We start from the raw sequence: 15963 nt of genomic DNA, 5'->3' as shown, positions 1-15963 counted from the left end.
ATTTAAAAGCCGTAAGCCAAACTCAAGGCAAAATGGTTTCTTTTTAACCCAGGTAAGGTGGCCGTTTGTCTGCCCAAATCAGATATATTACTGGCCGAAACTGTTTGCAAACTAGCGAGCACTCTTACGAAATCTTTACGCTTCAAGGGCTGGCGAAAGCCCAATTCAAACCTTGCTCCCTGCGTGTTTGCTTGGTGATAACCTACGTCATGAAAGTAAACATATCGGTGAAACATGTTTTCGTTGATTTCGGGTACAGACCAATTTACGGTCAATGGCTTGCCCGCTAAACCTGTAATACTGAGATGCACCTGTTGATTTTTCGAGGTAATATAAGTGGCCATAGCAGACAGCGAGCCGTCCAATCGAGAATAATCTAACAGTGTACCACTACCGCCATCCTGTCTCGTTTCCGAAGTCATTCCAGCAAATCCCTCGAAATGGAATTGCCATTTTTGAGCATAATAGGTGTGCGCTATCTTAGCACTGTGCGTATCATGTTCGTAAACAAAATTGTTGATCCCGTTCGCTTGAAAAACCACCTTATCCTGACCACTTCGCATGGTCGAACTCAGTTGCACCAAATACGCGCGATTATTGCGTCTAAGCTGCCACATCAAATCGCCGCCGATATCATCTATCGCATATTCGTTTAGCACATTGTTGCGCGACTCATTACGCAATACTTGTTGATACACCTGTTTCTCCTGTTTGTAATGTGCCGTGGCGTAGAACTTCCCTATTTTGGTATTATAAGAAAGATAAGCCTGCGAACCGTAGCGCTTCATGTCATTCTGGTAATGAATACCGCGCGCTAACAACCAGTCGTTGGTCTGCCAGCCATAACCGATCACCGCATAGTTGAGATAGCGCGTCACGGCGGGACTCAATACGTAATTTTCATTTTTGAAAGCCACTTCAAAGCTTTCTTGCCCGTAACCATATTGTGCTTCCAAGCCTATTTCAAGGTCTTCGCTCAATTTGCGGCTGACGCCGAGTTGCCCGTCTACCTGTATCACATCAATGCTTCCGCGCGGATCATTGTTGCTAAAATGATCACCAATGCGATAATCTAGTCCACCAAACACGGACCATTTATCAAAATAACGTTGACCTCGTGCTTGTATGGTATAGTTGGTACGTACATAATGATTGTTGCCGTACGACGCAAAGTAAAACGGTGCGGAAGGATTTTGCCGTGTCTGATGACCAAAACGCGTACTATCTTCGAGCGTACGATTGTAGGAAAATCGTCCCCAAAGTCGCACATCTTTCAGGGTAATGCTTCCTTCGGAATTCACGTGGGTGCTACGCGACTTTCCGGCATCTTGTGCCAATCGATATTCGCCCTGCATGCCGCCATATTGTGCATGCAAGAGCGTATATCTATTTTCAACCGATTCGTGCAACCACATCGGATTGTCAATAGCGAAATAACGGATTTGTCGCTGGATGGTATCCAGCGTATTACTTTCCTGCGCCAGCGTAATCTGACACAAGAAAGTAAAACAAACCCATAAAATATATTTATTGGTATGCTGCATGGTATTAGTTAGCAAATCCGCGTGGATTGGCTTTGATCGTGACAAAATCTGCCGTTGAGTTATTGGTATCCATCAATACACGACGTCCGTTGATGGTTTCTTTTGTTTTGCGGATCACCGAATTGGAAGAACGTGCACCACCAGTTACTGCAATCCAACCCGCATCACTCTGTGCCGTGAATTTTTTAGGATACCTTGTGGTGGTAGATGATGATTGTATCTCTACCGCATCGATGATATTAGCAACGGGTATTTGTACAAACTCGCCATCTGTACGTTCGCGCCCATCTGCGTAAGGTGCATCATAGCTCTTCCATGAGGTTACCGCACCCATATTTTGATCACGGAAAATGATAAAACTATGCTGACCGTTAGAGCTCAAAATCAAATCCGTCGCGTTGCCTGCCCTGCGGTGTACGATGACATTCGGAACATTAGGATTATCCACATCAGACGCGATCGGACGACCACGATCTACATAGGGTGTATAGTACGCTTCGAAATCTGTCTGACTAAGATCTACTGTTAATTCCGGATCCTGGATAGAAATACCGACGCCATCTGTACCTTGATATGGCTGTTTGTGATTCACTGCCGTAGCGGCAATGACAATACTTTCGCCAGCACGAATTGGATATTGCTGGCCCGTGCCTGGCAATTGCAAAATCGTACGCGCATACACATAATCTGCATTGGCATTGATATCCGTCGGCATACCGAACGAACGAGACCAATCGTACTGACCACTACGCGCTTGATAGGCATATGTGGTACTAGCAGAGTTAGCTCCTTGTGCTTCTGCAATGTATAAGCCATCGGCATACTGTACTTCTTCGGAGTTGTTGTATACTTCGATAAAGTGATCGCGGAAATTAGCGCCTCTGTTTGCATCAGAACCTGCATAATAAATTTGCTTAATTACTAAGGCATTGTACGATCCATTACGCAATTCTACCGAAAACGATTTTTCAGAATTTAGGTTGATGTCTTCGGTCTCAATAGCACTGCTAAAAAGTACGTCGAATTCTTCGCTCAAGCCTGAAGCGGCATTGAAATCATTGACGGGATATGTTTTAGTACCTTGTATACCATAGCGGCCTGGTGCTAGATTGGGTACACTGACGCGCCCTTGCGCATCTGTTTCTCCTTTGAAGACTTCTTTACCAGAGATGTCAAACACTTGAATAGTGATGGCGTCCAATTTTAATTTACTGGAGTAATCGCTTTCGCCAAATGCGGCATTGACTTCGATACTAACGGATTGATTTTCGGGTGCTACATCTTTTTTACAAGCTACGACGCTCAACAGAGCAAAGCAGATTAAGACGAGTTGGATAGATTGTTTCATTTGTTTTTGGAATAATACTGTTTGTGTAATAGATAATGATTTGGAAGGCGACTATAGACGCAGTCGCAATTGCGCACCATAGGTAGGTTTACTGTTGGGGATAATCAACGTATTGTCGGATCGTAAGTATTGTGGTCGATAGTTAAATACGTTGTATACATTAAAGGAAACGGTAAGTCGTTCGGTAATTTCTTTGGATAGATTCAAATGAAAATTGCTGTATAACCCCGGTTGATTCTGGTTGTTCAATAATTGCTGTGTCTGTAATAGGTGTCGATATTGCACATTTTCAGGATCAAATTCATTAATTAGATAATAATTACCGTTCTCCGTATAGTAGCCCACTGGGATACCGTCGGTGGCTAAGGTCTTCGTTTCATTGAGAATGTTAAATTCTGCCGTAAAGTTTACGATCAGCTTGGCTTTAGGAATATGCGTACTGGTGGTGAGAGCCGCATTACTAGTCATCGTTACGCGAAGTCGAGATGGATAAACCCCAGTGACGGCATAGCCGGGATCTGTTCCTGGATTAGTGAAATCTAGAAAGTTATAACTTGTTAATGGCCGTGCTTCCGTATGAGTAAATCCTCCACGTAGATTAAAGACGGTTTGAATTGCTTCCCATTTTGGTGTCGATAATAACACTTCTATACCTCGATTGTACGACTTATTTCCGTTTCTAAATTCGTTACGGGTGAGTCGACGTAAGTCAGTACCGTTGATTATATAAGGAATTTCTGCCGTTTGATCTGGATTACGCTCATAACGATCAAGTAAAACTTGACTGAAACCACGCACGGTGCCGATGCCGTCATAATTGCGCTTGTCGTATACGTTGATAGCTAGTCGATATCCGTTAGAAGCATACATTGTAGACAATTCAAACTGCTGGGATTTGCTCGGTTTTAAAGTCGAGTTGCCGGGCACAAACTTGTCCACGTGCAACAGGTAAAGGCTCTTCGCTGCATCTACGGCACCTGTTTCAGTCACCGCGGTGTATTGGAATAGTGGAATCTCATAATATACTGGACCAGGGTACAGTTGTGCCAAAGCTGGTGCTTTGCTGGAAAAACCATAAGCCAAGCCGACACGCCATTTGGAGTTTAGCTCATAGCGCAAGTTGGCGCGTGGTGATACCGTCACAAATTTTTCAAAAAAGTCCATTCGCGCACCAGCACGCACATGCAGCGGTCGGTCGGCCACATCCAACTGGAACACATCTTCTGCATACAAGCCGATTTGATGTTGGGCGCGGATTTGGGTGTAATCATAATATCGTGCCGAACGATTACTCGCTGTCGCAGCAGAAGCTAAACTATTCGGACGCGATGGATCAACGATTTGTCCAGCACCATTATTTTTCGAATAATTGTAATTGGCACCAAACTGCACTTGATGAGCTACATCGCCTGTGTAATACCGGCCAGTAAGATCTAATCGGGTCGTAAAATCGATTGGTTTACCTTCAATATGAGATATCGACGTGTAGGTACCTGGACCGTAAATCCCTTGAGCTACGCCCACTTCCGTTGCATCCGAATAGATAACAAACGTGCCATTCATCAACTGCTCTTTGTAGGTATTTTGGTAAGATTGGCCATAACGCATATTAAGGCCAATGTTACTGATGAATCCGTGGTCAATACGATAGTTGGCGCGATTGGCTATACTAAAGTTGTAGGTACGAAAACGTACGAAAGTACCTGTAGGATCATCCGGATCTTGCAAGATATTGTCCAGATTACGATTGTAATCTACCGACAGTGTATTAGTAAATGCGCGTTCGCGACCGCCGGCGATCGTCCACATGGCATTTCCGCCCCAACGATCATACGCTTTCAGCTTATCACGATTATCTTCGAAAGAGCGGGTAAAATTTGCCCCAAAAGAGAAGCCACCAAACTTTTTGGTTTGGAAGCCTTTATTCATCCCGTACACCGTTGCATTGTCGCGTAGCTGCATTTGAAAATGTAATGGCGAACTTCCTGCCATACGATTTATGATGATGGCGCCATCCGTGAGATCACCATATCTGGCGGAAGCCACTCCAGCTACGATCTCCACACTCTCAATATTGTCCGTCGTAATCTGCCGAAGATCCAATCCGCCGAAGGCATAATCTCCCGAATAATTACCCGGAGAATTGCCACCACCTGTTAGTCCAGAGGCACCACCAAACACACCGGCATTTTCCATTCCCGTCATACCCACATTTCTGGTTTGCATATTCGCATTATTAGATAATGCAATGCCATCCAAAATCAGGGCAACACCAAAGGCGTTGTTTAAAGCGAAGGCATCTCGCGAAGCGGCAGAATTAGTGGCATAATTGGCCGTACGCAGATTGGCTTGTTGCACACGTTGCAAAGATGGCGCTTCTATCTTCTTGCCTGGCACAAGATTCAATAAATCATTCAAACTCAGTGCGCCAGATTGCAGGATCACTTCCCGATTGATATAGATGGAACTATTACTTTCTAAGCGCGAATCTGCCGTCGGCGCTACCGACACCTCTTCCAGCCCCATACTCAATATCGGCAATATCACATCTGGCAATCGTCTTTCGCCAGGTTCAAGATCAACTTGCAAGCGCTGTTCCTGCCTGCCCAAAAGCGAAATGGTTAATAGTTCATTTCTAGTTTTTGTTGCGGGATAATGGAAACGAAACTCTCCGTTCTCTCCTGTAATGAATCGCTGATCCATCGCCGGCAAATAGACCGAAACCGATTGTAGCGGTGCTCCTTGCTCATCAATCACGCGCCCGGATAATAATCCAGTGCGAGAAGGTTTCATCAAAATATGCTTACCAGATACCTGCAATTCTACAAATGCTGCTTTTTCGATCGCTTTTAGCACGCTATTCAGGTTGCCAGTCACGTCTAGCGAGATGCGTTTATTGAGCGAGATGCGTTGTTCATCGTACAAAAAGGTATAAGGCACCTGCGCTTCTACAAGCTTCACGACTTGGCGCAATGCCGCCTTATCTGCTTTTACTGAAATATTTTGCTGTGCGCTGATCTGATTGGTGCACAAACATAGTATGCACAGTATTTTGTAAAAATGATTCATGTTAATTCTGCTGTACACGTACAGTATCCTGTTGCAAAGTGAAGCGGTAATCGGTGGTATAGGTCAAATGATTCAACACATCTTCGAGAGATTCTTGATGGATTGTACCTGAAAACTGTATCTGGACAGCTATGTCTGACTGCCATTTTACGCCATATTTTCGCGTCAGCTGACGCGCGACTTCCTCATAGCTGGCATGCTCAAAGACCACTAGGCCATTAGATACTTGGCGTTCTTGTGCCACATCAAAAGATTCGACCTGTGCTGATTGGCTCTTTTTGTCCCACACAAAAGCTTGTCCAGGCGACAAGGTTTGTTGTTTTCCTTGATGTTCGATGAGCACTTTTCCATTAAATAGAGCGACTTTTGTTTGGTTATCCGTAGCGTATGCTTGCATATTGAACGAAGTTCCCATTACGCGGACAGCTAATTCGTCGGTATGGATGATAAATGGCTTTTCTGCATTATGCTTTACCTCGAAAAAACCGCCACCATCTAATTTTACTTCACGTATGCTATCTTGAAAAGCCGCAGGATAAGAAAAATTTGAACCCGGAAATAATTTCACGGTAGTACCATCTGCCAATGCCACGTGCATCATCTTTTTGTCGGGTACATGTTGTGCTACCCAGTCGATATTGCTGGTATTAGCAAGCTGACTATCTTGTCTATGCATCCATACCTGATAACTGATTGCGCCCACGAGCAATATCGTCGCAGCAGCTACTGCTGCCTTCCATAACCGGCGAACACGTGGTTTATGCTGCTCGTTGAACGCTGTTATGTGGTTTAGCAAACGCGTTCTTTCGATCTGAAATTCATCCTCGGTAGGTTGGTCTACTAATAGTAGTACCATTTGGCGCGCTTTATCGGTCACCTCGCGATGTTCTGGATTTTGCTCTAGCCATCTGTCCCAAAAAGTGCTGTCTTCGGCACTTTTCGACAGACAATAATTCACAAAAGAGTGATCTGAAATCAGCTTTTCTACTGTAGGATCTAGCATGTATTTGAGTTACTATATGGAGTAGTGGGCAAAGTCAGCGACTTTTACCTATTTTTATTTAGAAAAAATCAAAATAATAGCATGAAGGATTGCTATATCGCCACGCATGCGCTTTAAAGCTTCATAAATAACATTGTAAACTGTTCTGACAGAGGCATTGTCTAGTTCGGCAATCTCTTCGTACGAACGCTCCTCGAAAAATCGCCATTGAATATAGCGACGTTGTTTTTTAGTCAATTTATTAAGCGCACGTTGCAAGCGTTCGTGCATATCCATCACTTGTTCGATGGCAATGCTTTGTGCTTCGATCGATTCCTCTGCTGGTTCGTGTAGTAAATCCTCGATCTGACTATGTGGTATTTCGACCTGACGGATAATGATACGTTTGAGCCAAGTAAACAGATAGAATTTGGGATCTACTTTCGTTTGCGGCAGACGCTCGTGTCGTTCCCACAATTCGCAAAACAAAATATGAAGGCTTTCTTTAACTAATTCCCGATCCCGGCGGATCGTCATTCCGTAGTGAAACAAAGGCGTATAGAACGTGTCGTACAGCTTCAAAAAGCTAGTACGATCGCCTTTAATGATGTTTAACCACGTATCTTTCATAGATGTGCCAGCAAAGATATATATTATTTATAATTATTCTAAATTACTGATGAGAATTTTTATTCTATGCCAATCTAGCTATTGTATACATATAAAAGGGTGAATATCAGTCGATATTCACCCTTTTATGAGAAAACAGTAATTTCTCGATGTGCTGTTAGCACTTCTTATCAGTGTTCCTATTATTTCGTTTTGGAAGGCCGAACTTCGATTTTGCTTGGCAATACGTTAGGATTCATCTGCAATAAATTTACTATCATTTCGCCTAAGTCAGACGGTTGAATTTTCCACGCATCTTCTTCACTTGGTGTATGATCGGCAAAATGTGATGTCACCGAACCCGGCATTATCGTCGTGCATTTAATATCGTAACTACGCAAATCCAGCATGGCTGCTTGCGTAAAACCAACCACACCAAATTTAGAAGCATTGTATCCAGCTCCATTAGCAAAGAAGTTAGTTCCTGCCAGAGATGCTATAGAAATATAGTAGCCCTTGTGCTGCTTTAATTGATCGACCGTAGCTTTCAACGTATGAAATACACCTGTCAAATTGGTATCAATCATCGCGTTCCAATCCTCTAAAGACAACTGATCAATTGGCGCAAACTTTCCAACGCCAGCATTGGCAATTACCACGTCCAACTTTCCAAACTTGGTGACAATCTCTTTTACTGCCTTTGTTTCATCTTCAAAATTGGTCACGTCGGACTGTAAAGCCAACACGTTGTCACTACCAAGCGTAGTTTTCGCTTTCTCCACATCTTCTAATTTCCGACCTGAAATAGCGACTTTGATGCCGTTTTCAACGAGCACTTTGGCAATGCCAAAACCAATACCTTTTGTACCTCCTGTGATATAAGCAACTTTATTTTCTATGTTTTGCATGTCTATATGTGATTTGTGTGTATGTAAAATGAAACGATAAAATTAAGTCATTTAGAATAGAGTAGTTTCATGCGAGCGTAAGATTATGCAGGCATGGTCTTTTCTGTAGATTCTTTCCAATAAGATTGAAAGGTCTCCAATAATTGTTCTGGAGATAGTTCAATTTCGGAAGCCGAATACATGATGTTAAGTTCATTGCGCTCCTTGTCAATTGCAATACTTTTCATCATTTTAGACAAATGGCCAGTATATTTCTCTTGGTTAGCAAGCGTAACCACGACCAAGCGATCCCCACCTGAGGTTTCCAAATTAATATCCTTTACATCAACCCACTCTCCTTTTCCGAATGCCTTTGTTAGTGGAGCGGTGCGTCCTTGAAAGGTATTTGCCGTTAAGGTGATCAAAGGTGATTTATCCTTCAGGCCACGTAATTTACCAATCAGCAAGGCGGTCATGATTAGAAATAGCGCGCTGGAAATTACCAATGGTTTTACCTTGAGTTCATTGTCGATCCATCCTGAGCTGTAGATCGCGATGCCTAAAAGCAATACGCATATAGCACCAGAACTTAGTAGTACATTAGCAGTTTTTCCTTTCTTTGCAAAGAATTCAGTTGTTTTCATGGTGTTTTTTTTGCGTTTAGCGCATAAATGATGCCATTTAACACCAATTAAAGCCACCAGTAATATTGACGTCTCACGTTACAAGCTCTTAACACGCATGAAAGCAAGGTATTGTCACCTATTAAAAAAACTTAATAATTAGTTTCAGAAAGTGGAGCAATCGGTAACTCAAACCAAAATGTGCTACCTCCCCCATCTGAACTCTCTACGCCAATGCGTCCGGCATGTCCATCTATGATTTCTTTACATAAATATAGACCGATCCCAAAACCCGAGATATTCTCCGTCTTCGCTCCGATCACGCGATAAAACCGTTCAAATATATGCATCTGGTCTTTTACAGAAATCCCCATACCTTCATCTTTGACACTCACACGCACCCAGCCATTACCCGTATTACAGGTGACATAGATACGGCTATTATTAGGCGAATACTTCGCGGCATTGTTGATAAAATTAAGCAGCACCTGCTCTAATTTGTCCTGATCTGCCAATACCATTGTCTGCTCTACCGGACGGAACATAATTTTGTGGCTAGAGATTGTTGTCAGAGTTTCTTCTTCTACGATCTTAATTACATTATTCAGGTCAAAACTGGTTTTGTTTAGATAAATCTTGCCTTCGCCTGCTCTAGCGACGTCTAGAAAACCGGTGATTAAGGTTGTCATACGGTTTACCTGTCGAATAGCTTTTGCAGTGACCTCTGCCGTAAATAGATCCTCTGATTTCTTTGATTTCCAATCTAAAATCTGCACATATCCTTTCAACGCGGTTAGTGGGGATCGCATTTCATGACTTACAATACCAATAAAATCTTCCTTGAGTTGGTCATTCGCTTTACGCTCTGTAATATCGATCATCGTACCATAAAAGTGCTGGTCAGTACCCATTGCGGGATCAGAAACCTTGCCTACAGCGCGCAACCAACGCATAGCATTATCAGACTTTCGGAATACGCGATATTCTTCTTCAAACAATGTTCGATTACGGATAGCATAATGCATAGCATCCCAGATCCGATCCCGATCCTCTGTTAATGTACCAAAACCTTCGTCGATCGAAATGACCAGATCGTCTGAAAAACCAAATAGTTCTCGGCAATAATTATTTACTTCAATTATTCCAGTCTTTACATTTAGATTGAAAGTACCCATTCTTGCGGCCTCTATACTCAGACGCAAGCTTTCCTCTTTCTCTTTTAATTTTTTGTTGAGTCGTATTAGATTTTCTTCAGCTCTACGAAGATGTTCGTTCGTTGCGACAAGTTCTTCATTTAGTGCAATGTATTCCTCATTGACGGTACCCAATTCGACATTGGCTTCTTGTAGTTGGCTGCGGCTTTTCCTAGTAACTTACGCGATTTAACTGTTTCGGTGATATCTGTTACTGTCGCAATAATCGCTTCTGGTTCACCTTCTGAATTACGCAAAGGTTTGTATGCGAAGTCAATGTATATTCGATTGATCTTACCGTCTATTTCTGCAATATCTGCGGTGAGCTCGGGTATTGCCAATGGTTCACCAGTATTTAAGACATTACGCAATAAATCCGGGAAAGGTTGATCAATCACTTCCGGAAAAACCTCCGTCAAACGGCGACCAATCACTTGTTCAGAAGTACGTGTCCATATCTTAAGCATCGGATCGTTCGCAATTTCGATCACCAAATCTTGCCCCCTAATGATACACATTCCTGTGGCTGCATTCATTACCATTTCGCGCATTTGGTGCGCACTTTCTTCAATAGCTAGTCGTGCATTCACCTGATCGGTCACCTCTATAGCCATATCAATTATACCGGTAACTTTTCCATTTTCGATCAAAGGTGCATAGGTAAAATTGAAGTAACCGATTTCCAATTTACCATTGCGATGTAGGCTCACAGGTGTATCATAGCGAGATATGCTCTGTCCAGACAAATAAATATCTTTTAATAAGTCATAAGCAGGCTGATCTTCTAATTCTGGTATAGCTTCTAATATGGGTTTTCCTAGAATATCTTCTTGCTGATTGAGCAGCTCCAGCATAGCGGGGTTGATAGCATCAACGATCATATTTTCTCCTCGAAAAACAACAATTGCCGCAGGTGATTGCTCAATAATAAGTCTCAGATTGCGTTCACTTTCCTCACTTTTCAGACTCACTTTTATGTTTTCCAAGTGAGCTTTTTCGAGCTCGCGTAGTTTCTTGCGCAATACTAACTTATTAACCACCTGCTTTGAAAGCGTTTTGATTGCCTTTTCTTGCACTTCATTGAGTTTTCGGGGTTTTCGATCAATTACGCAAAGCGAACCTAACGCGAATCCTTCGTCGTCAACTAATGGCATTCCAGCATAAAATGCAATATACGGATCCCCCGTCACTAAAGGATTATCTTGAAAGCGAGGATCAAGACGCGCATTCTCTACCTGCATTAATTCCGTAGGATTCAGGATAGCACGAGCACAAAAAGACTGTGAACGATGGGTTTCACTGACGTTCAATCCTCGATGCGATTTGAACCACTGCCGTTCTTCGTCTACCAGACTAATCAGCGCAATGGGCGTTCCGCAGATTGCAGCCGCCAGCTCTGTCAGTTCTTCATAGTCATCTTCGATCGCAGTATCCAAGATATAGTAGGAATGAAGCGCGGCTAAACGCTGTTGCTCCTGAGTGGTTTTTTTTTGCATAGAAACACTTCTGTCAAATAGGGAAGCTAAACAAAGCTACACATTCTCTACGGTAGTATGGATATAGCTGCAAGATGAAATGAATGACCCTATACAAGATTACAATTTTCATATGGCGGTACGAGCCGCGATTATAAACTTACTATGATTTCTAGCGTTATTGTGAAAGAGTCTAGTACTATGTACAGCGTAGCGAACTGAAATAACCCGATAAATTCCTACTACAAAAAGTTCAAAACCTAGTAGGTTAGAAAGGATGTATTGTTACAAACTTCTTCTGTATTAAGCTAATTTCGACCTATTTCACTCGCTTTCTTATAAAAATTATCCCAGTAACTGTCATTACACGTCGCTTATGCTAAAGCGTTTTATTCACTAATAATCAGTGATTTAAAATCATTATACATGAAATAATTAGAAAAAATTGAAATTAATTTCTTGCTAAAACAACAAATTTGACATACATTTATTGTCAGTAAGACAATTAATAATAAACCTATGTGGTCAACATCATCAAAGAGCTGCCACAAATTGTGATACTGCTGACAAAGAAAACCTGTTAAAGAAAGTGTTTATGGTAGACGATAACGTGGACATCCGTAACTATGTAGCGAGAATTTTGGAGAAGGATTTTCAGGTCTTTGCCCTTTCGGGTAAGCCAAATGCAGAAAGATTTCTGACCAATATCCAACCGCTTGTTACTAGCCGTGATGTAGTAAAGAGAGACGCATCAGAATTGGAATTATCTACTAAAATTAAATCAAACATGATGTGGAATCACTCACCTGTGATTTTATTGATTGCCAGCTCATCAACTGAAATGGCGCTAAATGGCCTACGGGTTGATACGGATAGTTTAGTTGCGCAGCCATTTGATAAAGATTTACTCCTTGCTCATGTGCAGAGCCTGCTACAGCAACAGAATCAGTCGGTTGATCATCTGGACGAGGACATTCCTTTGCAGAAAATGGAAACTAGAAATGGCGGACAGCAACATGAGTTTCTCGAAAAAGTCACACATATTGTCGAAAAGCATTTGGATGACCCTAAATTCAATGTGCAAATGCTTGCCGAAGCGATCTCTATGAGTCATTCTAATTTTTATAGACGGATCAAATCCATCTCAGGCAAATCGGCAAATGAATTTATACGCTTAGTCCGTCTCAAAAAGGTCGCGCAATTGCTGGTGGAGACCGAATATAATGTGAGCGAAGCAGCTTTTGCTGCTGGCTTTAATGACATTAAGTACTTCAGAGCCAAATTCTTGAAACTGTTTGGCATGAAGCCTTCCGAATACAAGAAGAAATACTTAGCCACGAAGCCTAAACAGCATGTCGACATGCAGCACTCCCTACTACCTTCCTATTTGTAAACAAGAATACAAGCCAATAAGTATTCTTGTTTGAACAGAAAACTGTTCGACACATAGACATTAGATTTCCTATTACATAACACAGCCCTTATACTTTTTTGAAGAAAAGTATAAGGGCTGAGCTTTTTATAACAGAAGCCTTCGGCCAATTGGCCGAAGGCTAATACTCTGGATTAATTTCCAACCACTACCGATCCACCATTAGTCGGGATCGTCATGGTATAGCTTTGCTTTTTAGACTGCACCGCTTTGGAAACTATCGTACGTGCTGAAGCGTCGTCTCTATATTCGACTAACTTGCCGTTCGCCAGCTTCGGCAGATTGATATTTACCGTTTTAGGCGTAGATTCTGCATTAATTCCTGCAATGTACCATTGCTCGCCTTTGCGGCGTGCTAGCACCACATATTTACCCGGATAGCCATCTAAAAACAAGGTTTCATCCCAAGTCGTGGGCACCGATTTCATAAAATCAATCGCACCTTGGCTCGCATCGGTCAAGTTATTGGGCGTGATGCCAAAGTTTTGTACCGCACTTTGAAAAACAACGGCTGTGGCGATTTGAAACGTCTCACTGGTCATCCGCGTTTGTCCACCAGAATTCGTGCGATTATGTCTTTTGTTCAACAAAACGGGGCCAAAATCCATGGCCGCAACGCTATTACGGATAAAGGGATGCAACGTGGCATTGAAAGCTTCCATATCATTCGCGCGTTGCGTAAAAATAAGGTTCTCGGAAGCTAGTACTGCCTCGCTCGACACAAAGTTCGGATACATACGCTCCCAGCCTCTTGGCACGGTACAACCATGAAAGATCACCAGTAACCCGTATTCGTTTGCATCCGATAGGATAGCTTCGTATAGCTGCATGGTCTCCTGTTTGTCGCCGCCAAAGAAATCAACCTTAATCCCTTTAATGCCCACTTCTTTCATCCACGCCATCTCCTTTTTACGGGCTATGGCCTCGTTCATCTTATTTTTCGGTCCTTGCGGTGCATCGTTCCAGTAGCCGTTGGAATTATACCATAGCAACAAGCTAACGTCCTTTTTATGCGCGTAAGCTGCCAATTCTTCGATCTTGTCGCGACCGATGTTCGTATCCCACCAGTTGTCGACCAGCGAATATTCATAGCCCATCGCTGCCGACAAGTCTACAAACTTCTTCTGATCTTCTAGGTTGATACTTTCATCTTGCCACTCCAACCAGCTCCAAGTGGAGCGCCCAAATGCATAATCTTTCGACGCTTTGTACTTAGCGCCCACCACATCTTGCGTAATAGTCGTCTCGAGAATCGGCTGCAAGTTTTTTCCAACCGTCAGCGTGCGCCAAGGCGTGAAGCCAGGCAGCGCAAATGCGGGTTGTACAGCGCCCAAACCATTATTCTCTCCAGGCTCTGGAAATGCGATAGAGTACAGTCCGCTAATAGTCGGCTCGCTAAGTTTGCTGCCACAATAGTTGCCATCTACCCCACTTTCTGAAACCAAGACCCATCCTTTATCTTCCACTTTAAACAAAGCTGGAAAGGTAAAACCAACGCCATATTGCGATGCAGCACCTAATGTTGCATCTACGGTATAATCCTCTTCATAACTCGGCTTGGTCTTTTTCCAACCGACCATCGGTGGCGACTGAGGAGTCAGAAATGTAGTGGTGCGAGCTGGAAACTGAAAACCACTGTGCTCCTGCTGCACCACGATATTCGCTTGCTCTCCTTGTTGTGGAATGAAATAGCGAAAAGCCACATCATTATTGCTCACTTGGAATGTCGTTTCGAAAGCCTGTTTTTCGCTGTTCTCCCATCGACACACTAATTCATTGGCCTGATATCGGATCTGACTTTTCTTGAATCGGGATTCGCTGTATTGCTCATCAATAGCGCGTTCGTGTTTTAGCACGAAATTCAGCCTTTCTGATAGCGCATGCGTGTTGGCGGTCAACCCTAAAGGTGACTTATCCAACATCACTTCCTGATCTAGCAACACGGAATAGCTGAGCTTTCCAGCCTCCAAATAGAGATGTACGGCTAAACGGGCGTCCGGACTACGAACGATCCATTCTTGAGCCAGCGCCGGAAAGACAATAATTAGAGATAGTAGTAAACTGCAAAAAACAGGTTTCATGGGCATAAAAATATTTGTTAAGGTAAATTCACTCGTTGTACATCCGAATAGTAGTATTCTCCTGACAAATTGGAAAGTACGCCTACGCGGACAAACACATAATCTAGATTGGCCAAAGACGCAGGCAAGGTCGTGCTCATACTCAATGGTTGTCCCAATTGAATATTAGCCGCATCCATCTCCACGCGATGTTCAAAGCGCCCTTGATCCGTCAGAATAGAGTGGCCTACGTAAAGCGCTACTCTACTCACATTCGCATTTGGCACCACGCGTCGGATGGCAAACTGCGCATTGAGCGTGGTGCCAGCCGCTGTGAAGGATTCATTCTCCAACACAAAATACGGAGTTACTGGGATATCGACAACCGTGTTCCCGCGTACTGTGACTTCAACCGTATCCAAATTGCGCGGCGACCATGGCGCATCGCCATTAGTCACTAACTTGTATGTACCATCGAATAAGGACGCGGAGAAATGGCCTTCATGATCAATAAAGACATCCATCGGCGTACGCAGCGCATGGCCATCTTCCCAAAGTTGCAATCTAGTACCACCCGTTCTTACACTAACGGGATTACCCTCGTAGACGATACTGCCCGACAAGGTCGACTTTGGGGCTTCAAAATTATCGTATTCACAGCCCATTGAAAGCAGAGAGGCTAGGGTTAAAATAGATAGATATATACTTGAATATTTCATAATAAAATCTTTTCTGATCGTG

General features: G+C 43.1%; 12 protein-coding genes. 1 reads left to right on the top strand and 11 read right to left on the bottom strand.

Annotated elements, in window-relative coordinates; translation table 11 throughout:
- Positions 1-2: 2 nt before the first annotated feature.
- The 9 genes from DC487_RS05695 to DC487_RS05655 form a co-directional block, all read right to left on the bottom strand.
- On the bottom strand, positions 3-1544 hold the full coding sequence (locus DC487_RS05695; protein WP_116774944.1) for a DUF6850 family outer membrane beta-barrel protein: 1542 nt from the start codon (positions 1542-1544) through the stop codon (positions 3-5).
- A 4-nt stretch (positions 1545-1548) separates the two neighbouring features.
- Positions 1549-2892 (bottom strand): DUF4876 domain-containing protein, encoded by a 1344-nt coding sequence (locus DC487_RS05690; RefSeq protein WP_116774943.1) that lies wholly within the window; start codon positions 2890-2892, stop codon positions 1549-1551.
- 51 nt (positions 2893-2943) lie between these two features.
- Positions 2944-5961, bottom strand: coding sequence for a TonB-dependent receptor (locus DC487_RS05685; RefSeq protein ID WP_116774942.1), 3018 nt, complete (start codon positions 5959-5961; stop codon positions 2944-2946).
- A gap of 1 nt (position 5962) precedes the next feature.
- Positions 5963-6964, bottom strand: a complete 1002-nt coding sequence (locus tag DC487_RS05680; protein ID WP_116774941.1) for a FecR family protein — start codon at positions 6962-6964, stop codon at positions 5963-5965.
- A 54-nt stretch (positions 6965-7018) separates the two neighbouring features.
- Positions 7019-7573 (bottom strand): RNA polymerase sigma factor, encoded by a 555-nt coding sequence (locus DC487_RS05675; RefSeq protein ID WP_116774940.1) that lies wholly within the window; start codon positions 7571-7573, stop codon positions 7019-7021.
- Between the two features lie 182 nt (positions 7574-7755).
- Positions 7756-8460: an SDR family oxidoreductase gene (locus DC487_RS05670; RefSeq protein WP_116774939.1), complete on the bottom strand. Its 705-nt coding sequence runs from the start codon at positions 8458-8460 to the stop codon at positions 7756-7758.
- An 83-nt stretch (positions 8461-8543) separates the two neighbouring features.
- Positions 8544-9083 (bottom strand): STM3941 family protein, encoded by a 540-nt coding sequence (locus DC487_RS05665; protein ID WP_116774938.1) that lies wholly within the window; start codon positions 9081-9083, stop codon positions 8544-8546.
- A gap of 131 nt (positions 9084-9214) precedes the next feature.
- On the bottom strand, positions 9215-10390 hold the full coding sequence (locus DC487_RS05660) for a sensor histidine kinase (protein ID WP_116774937.1): 1176 nt from the start codon (positions 10388-10390) through the stop codon (positions 9215-9217).
- The gene (locus DC487_RS05655) at positions 10357-11751 is read right to left on the bottom strand and encodes a PAS domain-containing protein (RefSeq protein ID WP_116774936.1); all 1395 of its coding nucleotides are present in this window, start codon (positions 11749-11751) and stop codon (positions 10357-10359) included. The genes DC487_RS05660 and DC487_RS05655 overlap by 34 nt, the downstream gene beginning before the upstream one ends.
- 574 nt (positions 11752-12325) lie before the next feature.
- Between DC487_RS05655 and DC487_RS05650 the strand changes: the two genes are divergently transcribed.
- Positions 12326-13123: a helix-turn-helix domain-containing protein gene (locus tag DC487_RS05650; RefSeq protein WP_133228415.1), complete on the top strand. Its 798-nt coding sequence runs from the start codon at positions 12326-12328 to the stop codon at positions 13121-13123.
- A gap of 173 nt (positions 13124-13296) precedes the next feature.
- On the opposite strand, the gene DC487_RS05645 is transcribed toward DC487_RS05650, so the two are convergent.
- A complete protein-coding gene (locus DC487_RS05645) occupies positions 13297-15243 on the bottom strand; it encodes a glycoside hydrolase family 97 protein (RefSeq protein ID WP_116774934.1) in 1947 nt (648 codons plus the stop codon).
- A 17-nt stretch (positions 15244-15260) separates the two neighbouring features.
- The gene (locus DC487_RS05640; protein ID WP_116774933.1) at positions 15261-15941 is read right to left on the bottom strand and encodes a DUF3823 domain-containing protein; all 681 of its coding nucleotides are present in this window, start codon (positions 15939-15941) and stop codon (positions 15261-15263) included.
- Positions 15942-15963: the final 22 nt, after the last annotated feature.

It is taken from the genome of Sphingobacterium corticibacter, from assembly GCF_003076635.1.
GTDB lineage: Bacteria > Bacteroidota > Bacteroidia > Sphingobacteriales > Sphingobacteriaceae > Sphingobacterium > Sphingobacterium corticibacter.
The sequence above is the reverse complement of the archived record's forward strand: the minus strand, read 5'-3'. Positions and strand labels throughout refer to the sequence as shown.

Excerpts from the sequence above, each read along its gene's own strand:
- DC487_RS05675 (WP_116774940.1), bottom strand. The coding sequence starts at position 7,573 with ATGAAAGATACGTGGTTAAACATCATTAAAGGCGATCGTACTAGCTTT.
- DC487_RS05645 (WP_116774934.1), bottom strand. The coding sequence starts at position 15,243 with ATGAAACCTGTTTTTTGCAGTTTACTACTATCTCTAATTATTGTCTTT.
- DC487_RS05665 (WP_116774938.1), bottom strand. The coding sequence starts at position 9,083 with ATGAAAACAACTGAATTCTTTGCAAAGAAAGGAAAAACTGCTAATGTA.
- DC487_RS05650 (WP_133228415.1), top strand. The coding sequence starts at position 12,326 with ATGGTAGACGATAACGTGGACATCCGTAACTATGTAGCGAGAATTTTG.
- DC487_RS05640 (WP_116774933.1), bottom strand. The coding sequence starts at position 15,941 with ATGAAATATTCAAGTATATATCTATCTATTTTAACCCTAGCCTCTCTG.
- DC487_RS05670 (WP_116774939.1), bottom strand. The coding sequence starts at position 8,460 with ATGCAAAACATAGAAAATAAAGTTGCTTATATCACAGGAGGTACAAAA.
- DC487_RS05695 (WP_116774944.1), bottom strand. The coding sequence starts at position 1,544 with ATGCAGCATACCAATAAATATATTTTATGGGTTTGTTTTACTTTCTTG.
- DC487_RS05655 (WP_116774936.1), bottom strand. The coding sequence starts at position 11,751 with ATGCAAAAAAAAACCACTCAGGAGCAACAGCGTTTAGCCGCGCTTCAT.
- DC487_RS05680 (WP_116774941.1), bottom strand. The coding sequence starts at position 6,964 with ATGCTAGATCCTACAGTAGAAAAGCTGATTTCAGATCACTCTTTTGTG.
- DC487_RS05685 (WP_116774942.1), bottom strand. The coding sequence starts at position 5,961 with ATGAATCATTTTTACAAAATACTGTGCATACTATGTTTGTGCACCAAT.
- DC487_RS05690 (WP_116774943.1), bottom strand. The coding sequence starts at position 2,892 with ATGAAACAATCTATCCAACTCGTCTTAATCTGCTTTGCTCTGTTGAGC.